15 protein-coding genes are annotated in these 22,716 nt (G+C 35.4%); 9 read left to right on the top strand and 6 right to left on the bottom strand.

Annotation, left to right across the window (positions count from 1 at the left end):
- Positions 1-62: 62 nt before the first annotated feature.
- From J3495_RS11735 to J3495_RS11720, 4 genes are all read left to right on the top strand, one after another.
- The gene (locus J3495_RS11735; RefSeq protein WP_210666743.1) at positions 63-2,492 is read left to right on the top strand and encodes an ABC transporter permease; all 2,430 of its coding nucleotides are present in this window, start codon (positions 63-65) and stop codon (positions 2,490-2,492) included.
- 208 nt (positions 2,493-2,700) lie between these two features.
- The gene (locus J3495_RS11730; protein WP_210666742.1) at positions 2,701-3,834 is read left to right on the top strand and encodes an Mrp/NBP35 family ATP-binding protein; all 1,134 of its coding nucleotides are present in this window, start codon (positions 2,701-2,703) and stop codon (positions 3,832-3,834) included.
- Between the two features lie 112 nt (positions 3,835-3,946).
- The gene (locus J3495_RS11725; RefSeq protein ID WP_210666765.1) at positions 3,947-4,186 is read left to right on the top strand and encodes a NifU family protein; all 240 of its coding nucleotides are present in this window, start codon (positions 3,947-3,949) and stop codon (positions 4,184-4,186) included.
- 165 nt (positions 4,187-4,351) lie between these two features.
- Positions 4,352-4,669: a 2Fe-2S iron-sulfur cluster-binding family protein gene (locus J3495_RS11720; RefSeq protein WP_210666741.1), complete on the top strand. Its 318-nt coding sequence runs from the start codon at positions 4,352-4,354 to the stop codon at positions 4,667-4,669.
- 66 nt (positions 4,670-4,735) lie between these two features.
- Here the strand turns inward: J3495_RS11720 and J3495_RS11715 are convergent, their stop codons facing one another.
- The 3 genes from J3495_RS11715 to J3495_RS11705 all read right to left on the bottom strand — a co-directional run bounded on the left by J3495_RS11715 (position 4,736) and on the right by J3495_RS11705 (position 8,800).
- On the bottom strand, positions 4,736-5,725 hold the full coding sequence (locus tag J3495_RS11715) for an aspartate-semialdehyde dehydrogenase (protein ID WP_210666740.1): 990 nt from the start codon (positions 5,723-5,725) through the stop codon (positions 4,736-4,738).
- Positions 5,726-5,889: 164 nt separating this feature from the next.
- Entirely contained in the window at positions 5,890-6,264 is a 375-nt protein-coding gene (mscL, locus tag J3495_RS11710) for a large conductance mechanosensitive channel protein MscL (protein ID WP_210666739.1), read from the bottom strand.
- A 67-nt stretch (positions 6,265-6,331) separates the two neighbouring features.
- Positions 6,332-8,800 carry a bifunctional UDP-N-acetylmuramoyl-tripeptide:D-alanyl-D-alanine ligase/alanine racemase gene (locus tag J3495_RS11705; protein WP_210666738.1) on the bottom strand — a complete coding sequence of 823 codons (2,469 nt, stop codon included), beginning with the start codon at positions 8,798-8,800 and terminating at the stop codon, positions 6,332-6,334.
- 134 nt (positions 8,801-8,934) lie between these two features.
- On the opposite strand from J3495_RS11705, the gene J3495_RS11700 reads away from it, so the two are divergent.
- A complete protein-coding gene (locus tag J3495_RS11700; protein ID WP_236025453.1) occupies positions 8,935-9,540 on the top strand; it encodes a hypothetical protein in 606 nt (201 codons plus the stop codon).
- On the opposite strand, the gene J3495_RS11695 is transcribed toward J3495_RS11700, so the two are convergent.
- The gene (locus J3495_RS11695) at positions 9,535-10,272 is read right to left on the bottom strand and encodes a porin family protein (RefSeq protein WP_315220074.1); all 738 of its coding nucleotides are present in this window, start codon (positions 10,270-10,272) and stop codon (positions 9,535-9,537) included. The genes J3495_RS11700 and J3495_RS11695 overlap by 6 nt on opposite strands.
- 191 nt (positions 10,273-10,463) lie before the next feature.
- On the opposite strand from J3495_RS11695, the gene J3495_RS11690 reads away from it, so the two are divergent.
- The 4 genes from J3495_RS11690 to J3495_RS11675 all read left to right on the top strand — a co-directional run bounded on the left by J3495_RS11690 (position 10,464) and on the right by J3495_RS11675 (position 16,685).
- On the top strand, positions 10,464-10,817 hold the full coding sequence (locus tag J3495_RS11690; protein WP_210666737.1) for a hypothetical protein: 354 nt from the start codon (positions 10,464-10,466) through the stop codon (positions 10,815-10,817).
- Between the two features lie 155 nt (positions 10,818-10,972).
- Positions 10,973-13,180 carry a TonB-dependent receptor gene (locus tag J3495_RS11685; protein ID WP_210666736.1) on the top strand — a complete coding sequence of 736 codons (2,208 nt, stop codon included), beginning with the start codon at positions 10,973-10,975 and terminating at the stop codon, positions 13,178-13,180.
- 159 nt (positions 13,181-13,339) lie between these two features.
- Entirely contained in the window at positions 13,340-15,448 is a 2,109-nt protein-coding gene (locus tag J3495_RS11680) for a prolyl oligopeptidase family serine peptidase (protein WP_210666735.1), read from the top strand.
- A gap of 238 nt (positions 15,449-15,686) precedes the next feature.
- A complete protein-coding gene (locus J3495_RS11675; protein ID WP_210666734.1) occupies positions 15,687-16,685 on the top strand; it encodes a Gfo/Idh/MocA family protein in 999 nt (332 codons plus the stop codon).
- Positions 16,686-16,873: 188 nt separating this feature from the next.
- Here the strand turns inward: J3495_RS11675 and J3495_RS11670 are convergent, their stop codons facing one another.
- Both J3495_RS11670 and dnaE read right to left on the bottom strand, forming a co-directional pair.
- Positions 16,874-17,815 (bottom strand): outer membrane beta-barrel protein, encoded by a 942-nt coding sequence (locus tag J3495_RS11670; RefSeq protein ID WP_210666733.1) that lies wholly within the window; start codon positions 17,813-17,815, stop codon positions 16,874-16,876.
- 177 nt (positions 17,816-17,992) lie between these two features.
- Positions 17,993-22,531: a DNA polymerase III subunit alpha gene (gene dnaE, locus J3495_RS11665; RefSeq protein WP_210666732.1), complete on the bottom strand. Its 4,539-nt coding sequence runs from the start codon at positions 22,529-22,531 to the stop codon at positions 17,993-17,995.
- Positions 22,532-22,716 lie beyond the last annotated feature (185 nt).

Here is a 22,716-nt window from a genome sequence, read left to right as displayed (position 1 = left end):
AAAGGCTTCAATGCTTTAAAATTTATTAAATCTGTAAAATAACTATTTATACAAAACACAAAATGATCGCAAACTGGTTTAAAATATTTATTTATCATTTGAGACAAAACAAGCTGTTTTCGTTTTTGAATGTAATGGGATTGAGCATTGGTATTGCCGGTGTGATATTTGCCATTTTGTACTGGAACAATGAAAACGCATACGACCAATGGAATCCGGAAAAAGAAAACATCTATCAGGTTTTTAATAAAATTGGAGCGACTGGAGATATTTGGTCTTCTTGCAGCGTACCTTTCGGGAGAACCTGCAAGGCTACTATTCCTGAAATTGAATCGATTTGTTTTTTTTATAATTGGTATAACAATGACATGATCAAATATAAGGGTCAAAAGTTTTTTCATAAAAAAATTGCTGTTTCCGACAATGGCTTTTTTGATATGTACCCTTTACCTATTATAAAAGGAGCTAAAACAAATATTTTAAAAGAAAGAAATAGTGTTGCAATATCTGAGGAAACAGCAAAATTACTTTTTAAGAATAAAAATCCTATTGGCAAGTCAATCACTTATAATTACAAAGACTACACTGTAAAATCAGTTTATAAAATTATAAATCCGTCCTCTTTTGAACCAAATTATATTTTTAGCGGAGTTACCAGAGAGAATGATGAGCAAAGTTGGGGCAACTTTAACTATGCTATGATGATTAAAGTAAAGAAAGGTGTTGATATTGCTACTGTTTTAAAGAAAATGCAAAACGTAAATTATGTTAACAGAACTTTGAAAGACGCGAAAGCCAATGGACAAACTCCTGAACAGTACGTAAAAGAAAACGGCGAGATTACAGTAATGTTAGACAAATTAAGTACTGCTCGTTTATATGGTATTAAAAGTACGCAAGGCCCTAGTTTTCCAGAAGGAAAAGGAAATTTACAATTGCTTTATATTATGGTAGGCCTGTCTATTTTGATTCTGGCGCTTTCTCTGGTAAACTACATCAATTTGGCAACTGCATCTGCCATAAAACGTGCTAAAGAAGTTGGTGTTCGCAAAATTGTAGGAGCTAGCAAAAAGCAAATTATCCTTCAATTTGTTTTTGAGACGGCCATAATAGTGGTTTTAGCCATTCTTTTTGCCTTAGCAATTGTCGAGCTTTCTTTACCTTATTACAATACTTTTTTGAAGAAATCTTTAAGTATGAATAGCAGTGAATTTTACCTGCAACTCATTTTTATATTTTTCTTAATAATCGTTCTTGCGGGTATTTTTCCCGCCATTTATATTTCTAATTTTGAAACTTTAAAGGTTCTAAAAGGGAATTTCTCCAGAAGCAAAAGCGGAATATGGATTCGAAACTCAATGCTTATTTTCCAGTTTGGGATCGCCACCTTTTTTATCATTGGAGCTTTAATTGTAAACTCACAAGTGAATTACATGATGAATAAAGATCTTGGCTTTAATGGCGATCAGATTATTAGAGTTCCTTTTAATTATCAGCAATACGACAAAAAACAAGCTAAATATGAAACGACCAAACAGGAGCTTTTGAAAACATCTGGAATTGTAGATGTCTCTACGTTTGCAGGTTCTTTTGGAAATAGCACCAATTCAAGTTCAGGGTTTACCCACAATCGTATTTTTGTACAGCCGCAAAATGTCGAAATGGATTTTGGTTTTCTGGATATGATGAAAATTAAGATTGTTCAGGGAAGAGATTTATCTTCAAAATTTGCTTCTGATACAATTGATAATTGGCTAATAAACGAAACTCTTGCCAAAACACTGAATATAAAAAACCCAATAAATACAATTGTCACAACGGGTTGGGGAAATGAGAAAGGAAATCTTAAATTTAAAATTGTAGGTGTTGTAAAAGATTTTAATATTACAGGATTGCAGAACAAAATTCCGCCAATGGTCTTTATAAATCTTAAAACACTAAAATGGAATAATTTTGACAATATTTATATCAAAGTTTCACCTGATAATTTAACAGAAACCTTGTCTAAACTAGACAAATACTGGAAGAAAAACATCAATCAGGATTATCCTTTTGAATATGAATTTGTAAACAAAGGCTTTGCCAAAACATATCAGGAACAAGTAAAACAAAAAGACTTATTTTTTATTCTGAATCTAGTTGTCATCATCATCGCCATTTTTGGGTTGTTTGCTTTGGCTTCTTTTTCTATGGAAAGACGATTGAAAGAAATTGCCATTAGAAAAACTTTGGGTGCCGAAACCAATATTTTGCTCAAAGAACTATCCAAACAATATGTTGTTTTTTGCCTGATGGGGTTTGTCATTGGCATAGTTCCCGCTTATATTTTATTACAAAAATGGCTGGAAAATTTCGCCTTTAGAATTAATATATCTGCCGTACCTTTTGGTATTTCGCTTGTAGCACTATTAGTTTTGACGCTGATAATCGTTTTGACAAAAGCGTATCAGGTCACCAAAATAGACATTCTAAGATACTTAAAATACGAATAATATCAACACATTGTTTTTTAAAACCCGGCAAAAATCAAAAAGTTGCCGGGTTTCTTTTTTAAATTTAATTCCTCAATCCTACCATCAATAAATACAATTTAAAAGAGTAAAAATCCGAACATAATCCGTTATCTTTGCAGTCTGAAATCAGTTTAAATAAATATAATTTCCAAATTGATTTTATTCAATAGAAAATACGATACTAAAAATGAAATTAGACAGAAAAGAAATTCTTAAAGCTCTAGAAACAATCACTATAGCGGGAGAAGGAAAAAATATGGTTGAAAGTGGTGCTGTGGCCAACGTAATTACTTTTGGTGATGAAGTTGTGGTAGATTTAGTATTACACACGCCTGCTATGCATATCAAAAAAAGAGCTGAAGATGATATCAGAAAAACAATTCACGAATTGATATCGCCTGAAGCAAAAGTAAAAGTAAATATCAAGGTTGAAACCAAAGAAAATCCAAACGAAATAAAAGGGAAAGCAATTCCTGGAATCAAAAACATTATTGCTGTTGCTTCTGGAAAAGGGGGTGTAGGAAAATCTACTGTAACTGCAAATCTTGCTGTAACATTAGCAAAAATGGGATTCTCTGTGGGCGTTTTGGATGCTGATATTTATGGTCCATCAATGCCGATCATGTTTGATGTTGAAAACGAAAAACCAATATCAGTTACGGTTGACGGAAAATCTAAAATGAAACCTGTAGAAAGTTTTGAAGTAAAAATTCTTTCTATCGGATTCTTTACTGCCCCTAGTCAAGCAGTAATCTGGAGAGGACCAATGGCTGCAAAAGCTTTAAATCAGATGATTTTTGATGCAGATTGGGGAGAACTGGACTTTATGCTTATCGACTTACCTCCGGGAACAGGAGACATCCATTTATCCATCATGCAATCCTTACCCATTACCGGTGCTGTTGTCGTTAGTACACCGCAAGCAGTAGCTCTGGCAGATGCCAAAAAAGGAGTGGCAATGTTTATGCAAGACAACATCAACGTACCTGTTTTGGGTATTATAGAAAATATGGCGTACTTTACACCAGAAGAATTACCTGAAAATAAATATTATATCTTTGGTCAAGAAGGTGCTAAAAACCTAGCTGAGGATTTAGACGTACCTTTTTTAGGCGAAGTACCTATTGTACAATCTATTCGCGAAGCAGGAGATTATGGCCGTCCGGCTGCATTACAAACCGCTTCGAAAATTGAAACCGTTTTTGAAGAAATCACACGCAATGTTGTACAGGAAGTTGTAAACAGAAACGATAGCTTACCTGCTACCGAAGCTATCAAAATTACAACAATGGCAGGTTGTTCTGCAGTAAAAAAGAATTAGATAATTGAGATAATGAAAAAATGCGGTAATTAAGAAACCAGATGATTTAAAAAATTATCTAACTGACTAACTATCTTATTGGTACATTTTCTAATTGATACATTAAATTATGATGACAACAGAAGAATTAACAAATAATGTTTTATTGGCTTTAGACGAAATCAGACCTTTTCTGAACTCTGACGGAGGAGATATTACATTAATTTCTATCGAAGAAGATAAACACGTAAAAGTTCGGCTAGAAGGAGCATGCATTAGCTGCAGCGTAAATCAAATGACACTAAAAGCTGGTGTTGAAACGACTATTAAAAAGTATGCCCCACAAATTGAAACCGTAGTAAATATTCTCTAAGCAACTAATCAAAGAATGCACGCATCTTTATTAGTTTATATGAAAAAATAAAATAACAGTTATTTTACTTTAGAAAAGAATACATTTTCAGTTCAGAAACAAATCGTTAATAAAAAAGGATTGGTACACGTTTTCAAATCCTGCAAAAATTCCAAAAGTCAAAAAATGGATGTATTAATAAAAATTAAAGATCGAGAGGGAGTGATACACGAATTGCAAGCTCCTACAGATATGGCAATGAATATAATGGAGTTATGCAAAGCATACGAACTTCCGGTAGAAGGAACCTGTGGCGGAATGGCCATGTGCGCTTCCTGCCAGTGTTACGTTCTTAATGATGTTGCATTGCCCGAAATGGGAGACGATGAAGAGGCGATGCTTTCGGAGGCGTTTTACGTAAAATCGAATAGCCGTTTAGGTTGCCAAATCCCGATTACACCTGAATTAGAAGGTTTAGAGCTAGAATTAGCACCTGAATATTGATATCATAAAAAAAGCGAGAATTAAAATTAATCCTCGCTTTTTTCTTATTAACAATTTCTAACCTTATTATACTAATTTTGCTGCAATTAAATACTCTGCAATTTGGATAGTATTTGTCGCTGCCCCTTTTCTTAAGTTATCAGCAACAATCCACATGTTTAGTGTGTTTGGCTGGCTTTCGTCACGACGAATTCTTCCCACAAAAACATCATTTTTGCCTTCTGCGTACAATGGCATTGGGTATGTAAAAGTGTCCAGATTATCTTGCACCACTACTCCTTCCGTGTTGTGTAAAATTTCACGAACTTCATTCACATCAAAATCATTTGTAAACTCAACATTTACAGCTTCGCTGTGACCACCAACAACTGGCACACGAACAGCAGTAGCGGTAACTCTAATAGTATTGTCGCCAAGAATTTTTTGAGTCTCGCGAACTAATTTCATTTCTTCTTTGGTATAACCATTTTCTTCAAAACTATCGCAATGCGGAATAGCGTTTCTGTGAATAGGATATTTATAAGCCATATCTCCCTTTATGCCCGCATACTCATTCTCTAATTGTTTCACTGCTTTTACACCAGTTCCTGTGATAGATTGGTAAGTTGAAACAATGATTCTTTTGATATTGTATTTTTTGTGCAATGGCGCCAAAGTCAATACCATCTGAATAGTTGAACAGTTTGGATTGGCAATAATTTTATCTTCTTTTGTTAATGTCGAAGCATTGATTTCGGGAACGATCAATTTTTTGGTAGGATCCATTCTCCATGCTGATGAGTTGTCGATCACAGTTGTTCCTGCTGCAGCAAATTTTGGTGCCCATTCCAGTGAAGTATCCCCTCCAGCAGAAAAAACAGCAATATCAGCTTTCATGTCTACAGCAGTTTGCATGCCAACAACCTTAAACTTTTTACCATTATATTCTATTTCTTTTCCTACCGATTTCTCAGAGGCAACGGGAATCAATTCTGTAACTGGAAAATTTCTTTCTGCTAAGACTTTTAGCATCACCTCGCCAACCATACCGGTAGCGCCTACAACCGCTATTCTCATTTTTATATTTTTTATTATGAATTTTTACTTTAGATGACAAAAGTAATAATAATAAAAGCGAAAACCATTCGATTCACAAAAAATAACAAAATGTTACAAATGAAACAAATGTAAAAAAACCGCCCCAATTAAGCAACGGTTTAGTTAGACATAATGTCGCGGAATTATTTTTTTAGCAAATCTCTAATTTGCGTTAGTAACTCTTCTTGAGTTGGTCCAGCAGGTACTTCTGGTCCAACTTCTTTTTTCTTGGTGGCATTTATTCCTTTTATAATTAAAAATAATATAAAAGCAACGATCAAAAAGTTAATGACTGCTGATAGAAACAAACCATATTTTACACCCCCAAAAGCAGATAAATCTTCAATTTTAGACAAATGTGCCGCATCTAGCGCTGGCTTTAATAGCAACGGAGTAATCACATTTTCAATAAATGAGCTTACAATTTTACCAAATGCAGCTCCAATGATAACCCCCACAGCCAGGTCAACCACGTTGCCTTTCATCGCAAATTCCTTAAATTCAGAGAAAATCCCCATAATTCATTAATTTTTAGTTAGTAATAATTCTCAAATATAAGAATATCTATAAAAAACAAATTCATTTCTATCTAAAAAATACACGTTTAACTCGCTGAGAGATACTGGTCAAGATTTCATACGGAATTGTTTTTAAAGCTTTGGCGATTTCGATAACTGTTGGATTTTCTCCAAAAATAATGACAGCATCTCCTTCTTTACAATCAATTTCAGTAACATTGACCATCAACATATCCATGCAAATACTCCCAACTATGGGCGCTTTTTGGTTTTTTATCATTACATATCCTACTTCATTACCCCACAAACGTGATATTCCGTCTGCATAACCAATTGGTATCGTGGCAATTTTAGTGATTTTTTGAGCCATAAAACGGCGACCGTACCCTACGCTATCTCCTGCAGGGATCGAACGAACCTGAGAAATTACAGACTTTAGAGTACCTACATTTTCGAGGTATTTCTGCTCTGCAGCATCATTCGAAACTCCGTACAAGCCAATTCCTAAACGCACCATATCGTACTGAGCATCTGGAAAATTACTAATTCCGGAAGTATTCAAAATATGACGAATTGGTTTTACGTTCAGCTCATTCATTAACTTAGAAGATAATTTTTCGAACAATTGAATCTGCGAATTTGCAAAATCATAATGTTTAGCCTCATCACTTGTGGCCATGTGCGACAAAATACTCTGAATGCGAACGGTAGTATTTCCTTTTAAAGTGGCGACAAGTTCGTCAAGATTATTTTCTTCAAAACCCAAACGATGCATCCCCGTATCTAATTTTATATGAATTGGATATTCTTTTAATTTTTTTTCCTGAGCGATTTTCAAGAACGAATTCAAACCTTTTATACTGTAAATTTCTGGTTCTAAATGATATTGAATAATCGAAGGAAAACTGGTAGATTCGGGATTTAATACCATAATAGGCAACTTTATTCCGCCATTTTTAAGCGAAATTCCCTCATCGGCGAAAGCCACACCCAAATAATCTACTTTATGATGTTCTAATAATTTGGCAATTTCCAAACCTCCGTTTCCGTAACCGAAAGCCTTTACCATGACCATTATTTTAATCTTTTGACCTAATTTTGATTTAAAAAAATTTAAATTGTGACTGATCGAATCTAAATTAATTTCTAAAATCGTTTCATGAGTTTTCTCCTCCAGCAGCGCTACAATTTCTTCAAATTGAAAAGCTCTGGCGCCTTTTATCAAAATGGTTTCATTGGCAAATGCCAAACTTTCAAAATGCGTGATAAAATCTGCTGTATTTTGAAAAGTCGTGATATTGGAAAATTTCTCTTTAAAAGAACTTATTGTTTCACCAATCCCGATGATTCTACTGACTTTATTAGCGGCAATTAAATGCGCAACTTTTGTGTACAATTCTTCATTCGAAAATCCGCTTTGTAAAATATCTGATAAAATGACCGTCTTTTTTGAATTCTTTTTTTGACTTTCTAAAAAGTCCAAAGCAATTTTTAACGACTGAAAATCAGAACTATAACTATCGTCAATAACACTACAATTATGAACCCCATTTTTGACAGCCAAACGCATTTCAACCGGATACAGCAATTGCATCCTGCCCTGAATTGTAGCAGAATCATATTTTAAATAAAGCAAAACCAGCAAACAAGTAATGCTGTTTTCTACCGATGCCGAATCCAGAAACGGAATTTCGAGATCAAACTTTTCTCCTTTATATTGGTATTGAATTACAGTACTCTCACTTTTATTTTCTTTTTTTAGAATAAAAACAGTTGCCTTTTTATCTGTAAAACTCCAAGAAAAAAGGACTCTCGAATTTACCATATACTCAGCCGAAAATTGTGACAGACAAGAATCTACCACTTCATTTTTCTGATAAATAATGACCTCACTTTCTTTGAACAAAAGCAGTTTTTCGTCTATTTTTTGTACTAAATTCAAAAAACCTTCATCATGAGCAGAACCAATATTCGTCAAAACCCCGATGTTGGGTTTAATCATGTTTTCAAGTTTTGTCATTTCATCAACCGTTGAAATTCCGGCTTCAAAAATTCCTAAATTATGTTTTTCGTTAATTGCCACAACAGACAGCGGAACACCCACTTGCGAATTGTAACTTTTTGGGCTTCTGATAATGTTGTAATCTGGGCTGAGCAAAAAATTAAGCCACTCTTTTACTATCGTTTTACCATTGCTTCCAGTCAATCCGATAATAGGGAAATGAAAAAGATTGCGATAATAACCTGCAAATTGCTGCAACGCAGTCACGGTATCATTGACTACTAAAAAATTGGCTTTCCCCGCACAATCCTCTGGAACATGGCGAACGACAAAATTCTGAACTCCTTTTTCTATGAGATCCAAAATATATAAATGCGCATCGTTATTGACACCAGACAAGGCAAAAAACAAAGTATTGGCTCCGTTTTGCAACGAACGACTATCAATTGAGATATTGTCTATCAAAACATCCGCTTTAGAACCGATCCATTCGGCATGGAGAATTTGGATAAGATTTTTTGAATTTAGGCTCATTTTAGAAAATTCTTTTTGTCAAATTTAAAACATTACCGCTAGAAAAAGGTTGTGATTTTCTTAAAAAATATAACGTTTGCAAATCTGTATTTATATTTGATTATATTTGTGGAACACCTCCAAATTTAAGTGTTTTGAAAAGAATTTTACCGCTATTCTCCTATGTCTTGCATCCCGTTTTTATCTCGATGTACGCCACTTTATTTTATCTTTTTTGCAAAGGAGATGCTTTTGCGAATCAGGAAAAATATTATGTTCTTTTTCAAATTCTGATCATTACCTTTTTTGTTCCAATACTCTTTTTCTTATTGTTAAAATCGACTGGAAATGTAAAATCAATAATGATTCATGAAACATCACAACGACGAATACCACTGGTTCTTCAGTGTTTTTTGTTTATTTTATTGGTAAAGAGAAGCATTGTTATTACGCGATATCCTGAGCTTCATTTCTTTTTTCTGGGAGCATTGTTCAGTACTATTTTGGCGTTGATTTGTACTTTTTTTAAAATAAAAGCCAGCTTGCACATGATGTCGATGAGCGGCCTTGCAATCTTTGTAATCGGATTAAATATTCATTTGCAAATGCACAATCCTTACTGGTCGGCTTTTGTGATTTTGCTGAGTGGCCTTGTGGCTTCATCCCGATTGGTGATGGAGGCACATACAAGTAACGAATTGTCTATAGGTACCGCAATTGGTATACTTCCACAATTGCTTTTTTTATATTTATGGCTATAAAATATAAAAAATTAGTCCCATGCTTAAAGTCCGGATGTCTACTTGCTCGGTTGGAGTTCGCGCAGAAGATTTGAAAAGTGAATTTAAAGAATAACAGGCATACAAATTCCAAGTATTATAACCCGTAGAAATGTAAGCTCCGTACTGAAATCTGTTTACATCCTTGTTATTTACAATTTTTACGTTTTGATCGACAAGGCCTTTAAAAACAGATTTACTTTGCAATACATAACTCAATTTTAATCCGCCATAAATTCTCCAAAATTTGTAGCTTTCGGGAGTAGAATTGCGCCATCTAAATTCGATCGGGACATCTACCAAATAGCTATAAAATTTATTGGTACTTATATCATTATAACTTACCACATTATACTCGGGAGCGTCTTTTGTTCCTGTAATTGCAAGGTTTTGATAATAATTTTTATAACTTAAACCCAAACCTGTTGCAACAGCAAAAGTCCTTGCTTTATTGATAGGCATATCTCTTAAAACACCCAAAGAAAGTCCCGCAGAAAAGCGATCTTGCGCCATTCCGGGAGATTTCATTATCGAATTGTAGATCAGCGAAAAATAAAATTGGTCTTCACGATAGAGCGAATCAATTTTAACGACTGGTTTTGTTTCTGCGGCAATCGTAGTTTCTTCCTGCGAAAAAACATTAAAAAACGATACTAGAAACAAACAACTGAAAAATAATCGCATATCGTATTTTGGTTTTAAGAATGATTTCAAGTAAACGTTTTTTTAAGTTGATTTATTTCACATACAAATATAATATAATGCTAGTTTAAGTACCTATTTGAGGCCAACTATTCTATTTTTCATTACAAAATAAAGCATTCGTAACATTATTTTTAATAAAAGAAGCTCATATTCAAAAAAAAGAAGCTTTTTATCATTGCTCTTTTATACCTTTGTCTTTCATGAAAAGAAAGCAGCTCATAATAAGTGTTTCTTTGGCTCTAACAATATTGTGTTCGATATTGTTTCAGTCCGTGCATAGTTATGAGCACACTGCAAAACAACTTTCTGAGCAACAATGTCACCATCAATACGATAAAAAACAAGGTGGAATAACGCATCAGCATCACAATTACGAGTTATGCTATGTGTGTCATTTTGCTTTTGGAAGCTCTCTTATTCCTGAAGTTTTTAATTTTGAATTTACTACTTTTCACAAAGACATCCCCTACTTTTTTACGGCTTCAGAAAACCTAGTAACGTTTTCAACAAGTGCGTATTTGTTGCGTGGTCCCCCGGCATCTGTGATTGCTTAAATTTCGATGTATTCGAAAAAAAAACACTTTTACTAAATTGATTTAAAAAAATCTGTTCCTCTTGTAAATCTTTATATTCATGAAGATTGACTGGATTTGCTGTTATTTTTATTTAAATTTTAAAAAAAATCACTCAACTATAGCATCATTTTCAAATGAAAAAAATAATATTTGCCCTTATTTTAGGGTTCACTACCCTTGTTTCTGCACAAAATTCTCTTTCAGGAACTGTAACTGATTCTCAGAATCAACCATTACCAGGCGTATCTGTTTACGCATCTGAATTGCATAAAGGAACTACAACTGACCAAAATGGAAAATACGAATTTAGCAACTTACCAAATGGAGTATTGCGATTGAGTTTTACCTATGTTGGATATGCATCTGTAAACAAAACTATCCCGAAATTATTAAAAGAAAACACGCTGGATATTACACTGGAAGAGTCTATTTTGGAGATGGACGAAGTGATTGTATCGACACCTTTTAACAAATTGCAATCGCAGAACGTAATGAAAGTAGAGCATGAAAGCATTAAAACATTACAACAAAAAGGAACATCAACTTTAATCGAAGGACTGGCTACGATTCCGGGCGTTTCACAAATTTCTACTGGAACTTCTATCGGAAAACCGGTGATTCGCGGTCTTAGCGGAAATCGAGTTTTGGTATATTCACAAGGAGTTCGTATTGAAAATCAACAATTTGGCGATGAACATGGTCTAGGTCTGAACGATGCCGGTATCGAAAGTGTTGAAGTTATCAAAGGCCCCGCTTCTTTGTTGTATGGGTCGGACGCTTTAGGAGGTGTTTTGTATTTTAATCCTGAGAAATTTGCAGATGCCAATACTTTTAAAGCCAATTTTAGCCAAAAATATTTTACCAATACACAAGGAAGCAACTCTTCTATTGGCTTGAAAACATCTACAGATAACTGGAAATTTCTAGCCAGAGGTGCCTTCAATACCCATTCTGACTACAAAATTGCCGATGGTGATCGTGTTACCAATTCACGTTACAACGAAACCGATTTTAAAACAGGTGTTGGCTACAGCAATGCTACTTTTTCAAGTGTTTTGAGATACAACTACAATAAATTAGACATCGGAATACCGGAGGATGGAATTGGAGAGCAATCTTCAAGCAAGAATACCTTATTCCCGAGACAAGGAATTTTTAATCATTTATTGAGTTTGAACAATGTTATCTTTTTTGAAAACTCAAAACTAGATGTTGATTTAGGATACATCGCCAATGATCGAAGCGAATTTGAAGACAGCAACGATGCTGCTTTACGCATGAAATTGAAAACATTTAATTATAATGCAAAATATCATTTTCCTAAACTGGGTAAAATTGAAACTATTGTGGGTGTGCAGGGAATGCATCAAACCAATGAAAATCTTGGCGAAGAATACTTGATTCCAAACGCAACAACCAATGATTTTGGTGTGTTTGGAACAGCTAATTACGAATGGAATAGTAACGTTTTGCAGGCAGGATTGCGTTTTGACAACAGAAGTATTACCTCGGAAGCAAACGGAATTGAAGGCGAAGAAGGCTATTTTTCTCCTTTAGACAAATCTTTTGAAAGTTTTAATGCTTCGCTAGGCTACAAAACAAATTTTACGAAAGATCTTACTCTTCGATTGAATGTTGCTACCGGATTTAGAGCGCCTAACTTGGCCGAATTGACTTCAAACGGTGTTCACGAAGGCACAAATCGATACGAAATCGGAAATGCTGATTTGAAAACCGAACAAAACGTTCAGACTGATTTGAACTTAGAATATAAAAACTCTCACTTTGAGTTTTTCGTAAACGGATTTTACAACCACATCAACAATTACATTTATACAGCGCCAACAGGTGAAGTTTTAGACGCCAATGATGTTTTTGCTTATACTCAAGACAATGCCAAATTATATGGAGGAGAAGTTGGGTTTCATTTTCACCCACATCCATTAGATTGGTTGCATTTTGAAACTAGTTTTGAAACCGTAACCGGAAAAAAAGACAACAACGATTATCTGCCATTAATTCCTGCCAATAATTGGAACAACACACTGAGAACCGAGTTTAATATCAAAAATTGGTTCAAAGAAGGTTATGCTTCCCTGAATGTTTCTTCAACATTCGACCAGAAAAATGTTAGTGGTTTCGAAACGGCTTCAAAAGGATATACGTTGGTTAATTTAGGTTTTGGAGGAACAGTAAAACTAGGAAAAACTGCCTTTGATTTGAGCTTAAACGGAAACAATTTATTCGACGAAAATTATATTGCACATCTTTCCAGATTAAAAACAGACGGTATTCCGAACATTGGAAGAAATATTGTTTTGGGAGTGAATTTCAACTTGTAATTTTTGTTTAACCGCAAAGAGCGCAAAGTTTTTTCGCAAGGTTCACAAAGTCAGAAAAAAACTTGGCGAACTTTGCGTTAATTTCTGTGGCACACTTTGCGGTTAATTTTTTAATGCTCACAAAAAGTGCTATTTTTGTTAGAACCATATACTTTAACTATGAAAAAAACAATTCTTATAATGGCAATCACAACCGTAGGAGTTTCGTTTGGACAAAACAAAATACAATACCCGGAAACTAAAAAAGGAACAACTGTAGATGTTTATTTTGACACCAAAGTAGCGGATCCTTTTCGATGGCTGGAAGATGATAAATCTGCCGAAACCGGAGCTTGGGTAAAGGCTCAAAACGAAGTTACTTATGCTTATTTGGATAAAATTCCGTTTAGAAATGCACTAAAAACCCGCATGGAAAAACTGTGGAATTACGAAAAAATAAGCGCTCCATTTACCGAAGGAAAATTTACTTATTTTTCTAAAAATAACGGTCTTCAAAATCAGTCTGTGATTTACAGAAAAGACAAAAACGGCAAAGAAGAAATGTTTTTAGACCCCAATACCTTTTCTAAGGACGGGACAACTTCACTAGGAGGATTGGATTTTTCTAAAGACGGAACAAAAGCAGCATACGCCATCTCTGAAGGCGGAAGCGACTGGAGAAAAGTGATTATTATTGACGCTTTGTCTAAAAAAGTTTTGGAAGACACGCTCGTAGATGTAAAATTTAGTGGCATTTCATGGCGAGGAAACGAAGGTTTTTATTACTCAAGTTACGAAAAACCAAAAGGAAGTGAGTTATCTGCCAAAACCGACCAGCACAAATTGTATTTTCATCAATTAGGAACTTCTCAAAAAGAGGATAAAGTTATTTTTGGAGCCGACCAAAAACGCAGATACGTGGGCGGTTATGTAACCGAAGAAGATCGCTATTTGGTCATTTCGGCCTCTAATTCTACTTATGGGAATGAATTATATATTAAAGACTTAAAAAATCCTGAAAGTCCGATTGTTACGATCGTTGATAATTTTAACAGCGACAACTCGATTATCGAAAATGAAGGAAGTAAATTGTTTATCGAAACCGATTTAAACGCTCCTAATAAACGCGTGGTAATTGTTGATGTAAGCAACCCTAAACCGGAAAACTGGAAAGATTTTATTCCGGAAACTCAAAATATTTTATCGCCTTCAACAGGCGGTGGATTCTTTTTTGCCAATTATACCAAAGATGCCGTTTCATTAGTTCAGCAATATGATTACAGCGGTAAATTGATCCGCGAAATCAAACTTCCTGCCGTAGGAACAGCCAGTGGATTTGGAGGAAAGAAAGAAGAGAAAACATTATATTACAGTTTTACCAACTATACAACTCCGGGAACCATATTTTCGCTTGAACCAAAATCTGGAAAATCAGCAATCTATCAAAAACCAAAAGTTGATTTTAAAAGTGATGATTACGAGTCAAAACAAGTTTTTTATACATCAAAAGACGGAACAAAAATTCCGATGATTATCACTTATAAAAAAGGAACAAAATTAGATGGAAAAAACCCAACGATACTTTATGGTTATGGCGGATTTAATATCAGCCTAACACCAAGTTTTAGTATTGCCAATGCAGTTTGGATGGAAAATGGCGGTGTTTACGCAGTTGCCAATTTAAGAGGTGGCGGCGAATACGGCAAAAAATGGCATGATGCTGGAACCAAATTGCAAAAACAAAATGTATTTGATGATTTCATCGCTGCTGCGGAATATCTGATTGCTCAAAAATACACTTCATCTGATTTCTTAGCCATTCGAGGCGGTTCAAACGGAGGATTATTGGTTGGAGCAACCATGACACAACGTCCAGATTTAATGAAGGTAGCATTGCCAGCAGTAGGCGTTATGGATATGTTGCGTTACCATACTTTTACAGCAGGCGCAGGTTGGGCTTATGATTACGGAACCGCACAGGACAGCAAAGAAATGTTTCAATATCTTAAAGGGTATTCTCCTGTTCAAAATGTAAAAAAAGGAACACATTACCCAGCAACAATGGTAACTACCGGTGACCACGACGATCGTGTAGTGCCTGCGCATAGTTTTAAATTTGCTGCCGAATTGCAAGAAAAACAAGAAGGAGAACATCCTGTTTTAATCCGTATTGATGTAAAAGCGGGTCACGGAGCAGGAAAATCTGTTGCTGCAACTATTCAAGAAAATGTAGACATTCAGGCGTTCACACTTTATAATATGGGATTTAAAGCTTTACCGAAAAAGTAAAATTTAGTTCTCTATTTTCAACCACGTATTCATCAATTAAATTGTTTATGAATACGTGGTTTTTTGCATAAATTTAAACGAATTAAATTGATAGTAAGTTGCGGATGAATCTTTTATTAGCCACTGATTGAAATGATTGAAATGATTTTTTTAATCTTTGAGAATCTTGTTAATCTGTAGCAATCCTTTTTTAAACAATCATTTTCTCTTAAATTTGAATTAACTAAAAACCAAAAACATGAAAATCGTAAGATGGGGAATTATCGGTTGTGGCAATGTAACCGAAGTAAAAAGTGGCCCAGCTTTTCAAAAAACGCCCAATTCGGCTTTAGTTGCTGTGATGCGAAGAGATGCAGCACTTGCCGAAGATTATGCCAAACGCCACAATGTTCCAAAATGGTATTCAAACGCTATTGATTTAATTAACGATCCAGATGTCGATGCTGTTTATATCGCAACGCCTCCATCCTCTCATAAAGAATATACTGTTTTGTGTGCTAAAGCAGGAAAACCTGTATACGTAGAAAAACCGATGGCATTAACTTTTGAAGAATGCAACGAGATGATAAGTGCTTGCAAAGCACATAATGTTCCGCTATTTGTGGCTTATTATAGAAGAAGTTTGCCTCGTTTTTTAAAAATAAAAGAGTTAATCGAGCAAAACAAAATCGGGACTGTTCGACACGTAAATTGCGTTTTGTACCATCCGTTTGAAGAACGTTATGATGATGACATCAATTTACCTTGGACAGTGCTACCACACATTTCGGGCGGCGGAATCTTCGTAGATTTGGCGTGTCACACTTTAGATTTTTTAGACTTTTTGTTCGGCCCCATTCAATCGGTTCGAGGGCACGCAAGCTCTCAACTCTTGGCCTATCCTGCTGAAGATACTGTCTCTATGTCTTTTTTATTCGAAAACGGCATTCACGGAAGTGGTTTATGGAATTTTGCTTCTTTTGAGCGATATGACAATACTGAAATTGTTGGAACTCTTGGAAAAATTTCCTTTTCAACCTTCGGAGACGATCCTATTCACATTCAATATGCAAATGGAGAAAAACAAAGCATTACCATCGAAAATCCGTTACATATTCAACAGCCTTTTATAGAGACTATTGTTTCAGAACTATTAGGCAAAGAGGGCGTTAATCCTTCAAAAGGAACTTCTGCCGCCAGAACAACCTGGGTTATTGACGAAGTTCTGAAAGAATTTAGAAATTTGAAAAAGCCATAACCTTTTCACATTATCCTGTCATTCTGAGGAACAAAGAATCTCAATTAGCAGTTCGACAAAGATTGGCAATTTACTTTGCGGAGTTTCTTACGAAGATTCTTCGTCCCACAGAATGAAAAGATTATGCAAAAAAAAAGGATATTCATTGTGAATATCCTCTTTTCTAAAAACTAAAAACTTTATAAAAATTATAGGCTGTATCTTAATCCAAAAGTCAAGCCTACACCGCTAATCCCAACATAAGAACTAATATCGTCAGTAGCTTTTGTATTATCAAAACCTGCTGCATTAGTCACTTTACTATTAGAACTTGTAGTTAATTTATCCACATAATTTGTATAAATAGCAGAATAAGAAGCATCTTGTCTAAAAGTAGATGGTGTATTTAATTTATCCACTCCGTTTTCGGTAAACACAGTAGTTTCTTTTGTTTTTCCGTGAACAGTAAAGTTTCTGTATTCAATTTCAGCATATAAAGCTATTTTTTTACCTAATTTATAAGAACTTCCAATTGCGGCCATAAAACCTATAGTTGGATTAGGTTCTACAACATCTTCAGAATATGTTTTTGCCATTACACCCGCAGCAGTAGAATACTCACGATTAGTCTTAATAGTTAAATCTCCATGAATAGGAACGATAACTCCTACTTTTGTATATGGCTCAAAACCTTTACTTTCTCCCAAAAATAGCACTAATGCAGGTGATAAATCCCAAGCTCTAATTTTTCCTATAGCATTTCCAGACACAAAAATATTTGTTGGGGAAGTAGCAACTAAACGATTTGTAGTTTCTACCATCAATTTATCAGCACTAGAATAATAGTTGATCCCCATTTCAACTCCTAAACGCGTTGAAAAACGGTATCCCGCAGTTAGACCTGTACGAAATCCTTCCCCAAACGAACCATGATTTGTTTCTCTTGAAATTAAAGTAGTTCCATCAGCCGCGTAAACATCGGTATTAGGCAATTGACCATTTACAATTGGAAACTCTGTAGCTGCAGTTTGTATGAAGTATGACCCTCCTAATTTAAAATACCAGCTTTCTGGCTTATCTGCTGTTTCAGTTTGCGCTATTGTGGCGATAGAACAAAGCATAAATCCTAATAAAAATAGGTTCTTTTTCATAATTTTGTTTTAATTATTTTATACAAAAATAAAATATTTTAACATTCTATTTGTGCTTACATTGTTAGATTTGGTGCGCAATCGTTGTAATTGGAGGCAATATTACTAAAAAAATACTATGCACGCATATTTTTAACACTTAAAACTAATTATCTAATAAATTTTAACTGTTAAAATTTAGTTCAATTTAAAGTTGATTTGCATTTTTTCTAATTCGGCTAATAATTCTTGAGAGATTTTAACTTTTACTCTACGACTAGGCATAGAAAGTTTAGTGACAACATTAATCTCCTCTACCTCATTTACTTCCTGAATTTTGGCGTCTTCTACAATTGCTTCGTCGTTCTCACTTTCTTCTGCAAAAATGGCATCCTCTGTTTCCGTAAAATCATTTGTGGTCTCTACGGCAACCAATCGCTTAATTTTTTCGAGCTCCATAATTTCAAATGTCACCGAATTATCTCCTTTGTTTTGGCTAAACAAATCACTTAGTTTATGAATAAATTCGGTTTTCAGGTCTTGAATATTCAGCAAAACAACCAATTTTTTCGCAAAAGTTTCCAAGACATCCTGCAGCTGTTTTACCTCAACAAATTGCAGCCTCGGCTCTGATTTTTTACCTGTATCATGATTCACCCAGCCGTCTTTTATCAATACTTTTATATGGGCAAAATTATTCTGAATAAAAAAATGACGAAACTTCAGGTATTCTTCATTAAAAATCCTAAACTCGTAGCTTTCATCATAACCTTCGAGATTAAACATTGCCCAACCTTTTCCGTTTTTAGAAACACGATGCTGTACATTGTTTATGATTCCTGCAAAAGTTAAGTTTTTGCCCACGTGCTGTTCCATGCTTTTTAAAGCTTCTAATCGAGCATTGCAGAAATACTTCATTTCGAATCTAAAATCATCCAGCGGATGTCCTGAAATATAAATTCCGACCACTTCTTTTTCTTTGGCGAGCTTTTCCATTGTGCTCCAATCTTCGCACGGAGGCACGATAGGTTCTGCGATTTGTACCTCACTCGTTTCACCAAATAAACTTACTTGCGATGAATTTTCATTCTCTTGAAATTTAGAACCGTACCGTATTGCCTTTTCATAAAAAGTAACTCCATCGCCCTCATCATGAAAATATTGTGCTCTTGTAGTACCTTCAAAGGAGTCAAATCCTCCCGCAAGCGCCAGATTTTCAATTGCTTTTTTATTGGCAGCACGCAAATCAATTCGCTTGGCCAAATCAAAAATCGATTTGTATCTACCGTCTTTTCTGTTCTCGACAATAGTGGCTACGGCTCCAGAACCTACTCCTTTGATCGCTCCCATCCCAAAACGAACGGCATAATTATCATTTACCGTAAATTTATAATACGACTCATTGACATCAGGACCTAAAACCTGTAAGCCCATGCGCTTACATTCTTCCATAAAAAAGGACACCTGTTTGATATCATTCATATTATTTGAAAGAACCGCAGCCATATATTCTGCAGGAAAATGCGCTTTTAAATACGCTGTTTGATAGGCAATCCAGGCATAACAAGTAGAGTGCGATTTATTAAAAGCATAACTTGCAAAAGCCTCCCAGTCTTTCCAGATTTTTTCTAAAATCTTAGCATCATGACCTTTTGCTGCCGCTTGTTCTACAAACTTAGGTTTCATTTTATCTAGAACATCCTTTTGCTTTTTACCCATCGCCTTACGCAAAACGTCGGCCTCACCTTTTGTAAAATCAGCCAATGATTGCGACAAAAGCATTACCTGCTCTTGGTAAACGGTAATTCCATAGGTTTCTCCCAAGTATTCTTCGCAGGCATCCAAATCGTATTTGATTTCCTCTTCGCCATTTTTTCTTCGAACGAAAGACGGAATATATTCTAACGGTCCCGGACGATACAAAGCATTCATGGCAATTAAATCTCCAAAAACAGTGGGTTTCAAATCCTTCATGTATTTTTGCATTCCTGGCGACTCATACTGAAAAATACCTACTGTTTCTCCTCGCTGAAAAAGTTCGTAGGTTTCCGGATCGTCAATTGGAAATTCATCTGGATTCAGATCGATTCCGGTTCTGTATTTTACTAATTTTACCGTATCTTTTATCAAGGTAAGGGTCTTCAAACCCAAGAAATCCATTTTTAGCAATCCAGCACTTTCCGCAACCGAGTTATCAAACTGTGTTACATACAGATCCGAATCTTTTGCGGTAGTAACCGGAACGAAATTCGTAATATCTGATGGCGTAATAATTACCCCACAGGCATGAATTCCGGTATTTCGCATTGATCCTTCGAGGATTTTTGCCTGTTGAATAGTCTCCCCGGCCAAATCACCTTCGTTGGCAATTGCGATCAGCTCTTTTACATTATCAAATTCATCCGATCGAAGTGCTTTTTTTACCTCATCTTCACTTTCAGAAATAAAACGAGCCAAATTCCATTTGGAAGGCATCATTCCCGGAATCAGTTTTGCAATTCTATCGGCTTCAAACAAAGGCAAATCCAGTACACGAGCCGTATCACGAATCGCCGATTTGGTTGCCATTTTACCATAAGTGATAATTTGCGCCACTTGATTTTTACCGTATTTATTGATTACATAATCCATAACACGACCACGGCCTTCATCATCAAAATCAATATCAATATCGGGCATCGACACACGATCCGGATTCAGGAAACGCTCAAAAAGCAAGTCGTACTTAATGGGGTCAATATTGGTAATTCCTAAACAATAAGCAACAGCAGAACCCGCCGCAGAACCACGGCCTGGACCTACCGAAACATCCATATTTCGGGCTTCGGCGATAAAATCCTGAACGATCAAAAAGTAACCCGGGTATCCTGAATTCGAAATCGTTAATAACTCAAAATCCAAACGTTCCTGAATCGCTTCGGTAATCTCTCCATATCTTTTTTTAGCCCCCACCATTGTCAGGTGTCGCAAATATTTATTCTCCCCGCGAACACCGCCATCGGCTTCATCTTCTGGAACTATAAACTCCTCTGGAATATCAAATTTTGGAAGCAATACATCTCGATAAAGCGAGTAAATTTCGACCTTATCTACTATTTCCTGAATATTGATAATGGCTTCGGGTATATCGGCAAAGAGTTCTTTCATCTCTTCCGATGACTTATAATAATATTCCTGATTGGGCAATCCGTAACGATAACCGCGACCACGACCAATAGGCGTTGCCTGTTTTTCTCCGTCTTTTACACACAACAAAATATCGTGGGCATTGGCGTCTTCTTTATTTAAATAATAGGTATTGTTTGTCGCAATTAATTTGACATTGTGTTTTTGCGAAAACTCAATCAAGGTTTTGTTTACACGATTTTCATCTTCCTGATTGTGACGCATCACTTCCAGATAAAAATCATCTCCAAACTGTTCTTTCCACCAAATTAGCGCTTCTTCGGCCTGGTTTTCTCCGATGTTCAGGATTTTACTCGGAATTTCTCCGTATAAATTTCCCGACAACACCATAATATCTTCCTTATATTTTTGAATAACATTTCGATCAATCCTCGGAACATAATAAAACCCGTCTGTAAAAGCGATTGACGACATTTTTGCCAGATTATGGTAACCTCTTTTGTTTTTGGCCAACAACACAACCTGATTACCATTGTCTTTTTTGCTTTTGTCTAAATGGTTGTCACAAACATTAAATTCGCAGCCCACAATTGGCTTCATCTCAGTTTCTGTTGGCTCTTCACCCGCTTCAACCAACGCTTTATTTTTGGCAGAAGCCGCTTTATTATGATTCATAACGGCACTCACAAAGTGAAAAGCCCCCATCATGTTTCCGGTATCGGTCATGGCAACCGCCGGCATACCATTTTTGGCTGTAGCCGCAACGATATTACCAATTCCGATAGTAGATTGTAAAACCGAAAACTGAGTATGATTGTGTAAATGCGCATACTTCGCTGCTTTAAAATCTGCTCTGTCAGAATCTGAAACCGTAGTTTGTTTGTCAACAGATTCTAAGGCTCTCAGTTGCTCCCTGATTTTATCCGAAGCCGCTTTTAAATTGATGTGTTTTAAACCAATTAATGGAAATTCCTGTGGATTTCTTTCTTGAAATTCTTTAAAATAATCCTTCGGAACATCCAGTTCTTCTTTTGTAAAAACCTCTCTTCTAATTAACTCCAAAAAACAACGCGTAGTTGCCTCAACATCTGCCGTTGCGTTGTGCGCTTCTGCGAAAGGTTTATTAAAAAGATAACTATGTAACTCCGTTAAAGTAGGCAGTTTGAATTTTCCTCCACGACCTCCAGGAAGCTGCAATAATGAAGCCGTAACCTCCGTACAGGTATCCAAAACCGGCATGGTGCTCATGGGAGAAGCTACTCCGGCACGATGAAATTCGGCTCCCATAATATTCACATCAAAACCTAAATTCTGACCTACAATAAATTTGGTTTTACTTAAAGCAATATTGAATTTCTCTAAAACTTCGGCCAACGAAATTCCTTCAGCTTCTGCCAATTCAGTAGAAATTCCGTGAATGCGTTCTGCATCATACGGAATATTAAATCCGTCTGGTTTTACCAAATAATCCTGATGTTCTATCAATTCTCCCATTTCGTCATGCAACTGCCATGCGATCTGGATACAGCGAGGCCAGTTATCAGAATCAGTTATTGGTGCATCCCAACGTTTTGGTAATCCAGTAGTTTCAGTATCGAATATTAAGTACATAGTTATAAATGAGGTAATTGCAATTTTATAAAATTACAAAAATTGAACTTCAAATTTAGTTTATTTTTAAGCCAATGAAAAGGGAAGTTATTAACAAAAACTCATAAAAAGCGAAATAAAATTTGACCCAAACCGTCCTTAAAATTAAGATATAATGATTTTGTTTTTATTCTAAAAAAAGAAAG

Origin of the sequence: Flavobacterium geliluteum (genome assembly GCF_017948595.1) — a bacterium.
GTDB classification, from domain to species: Bacteria; Bacteroidota; Bacteroidia; order Flavobacteriales; family Flavobacteriaceae; genus Flavobacterium; species Flavobacterium flavipigmentatum.
This window is presented reverse-complemented; position numbering and strand designations above follow the sequence as displayed.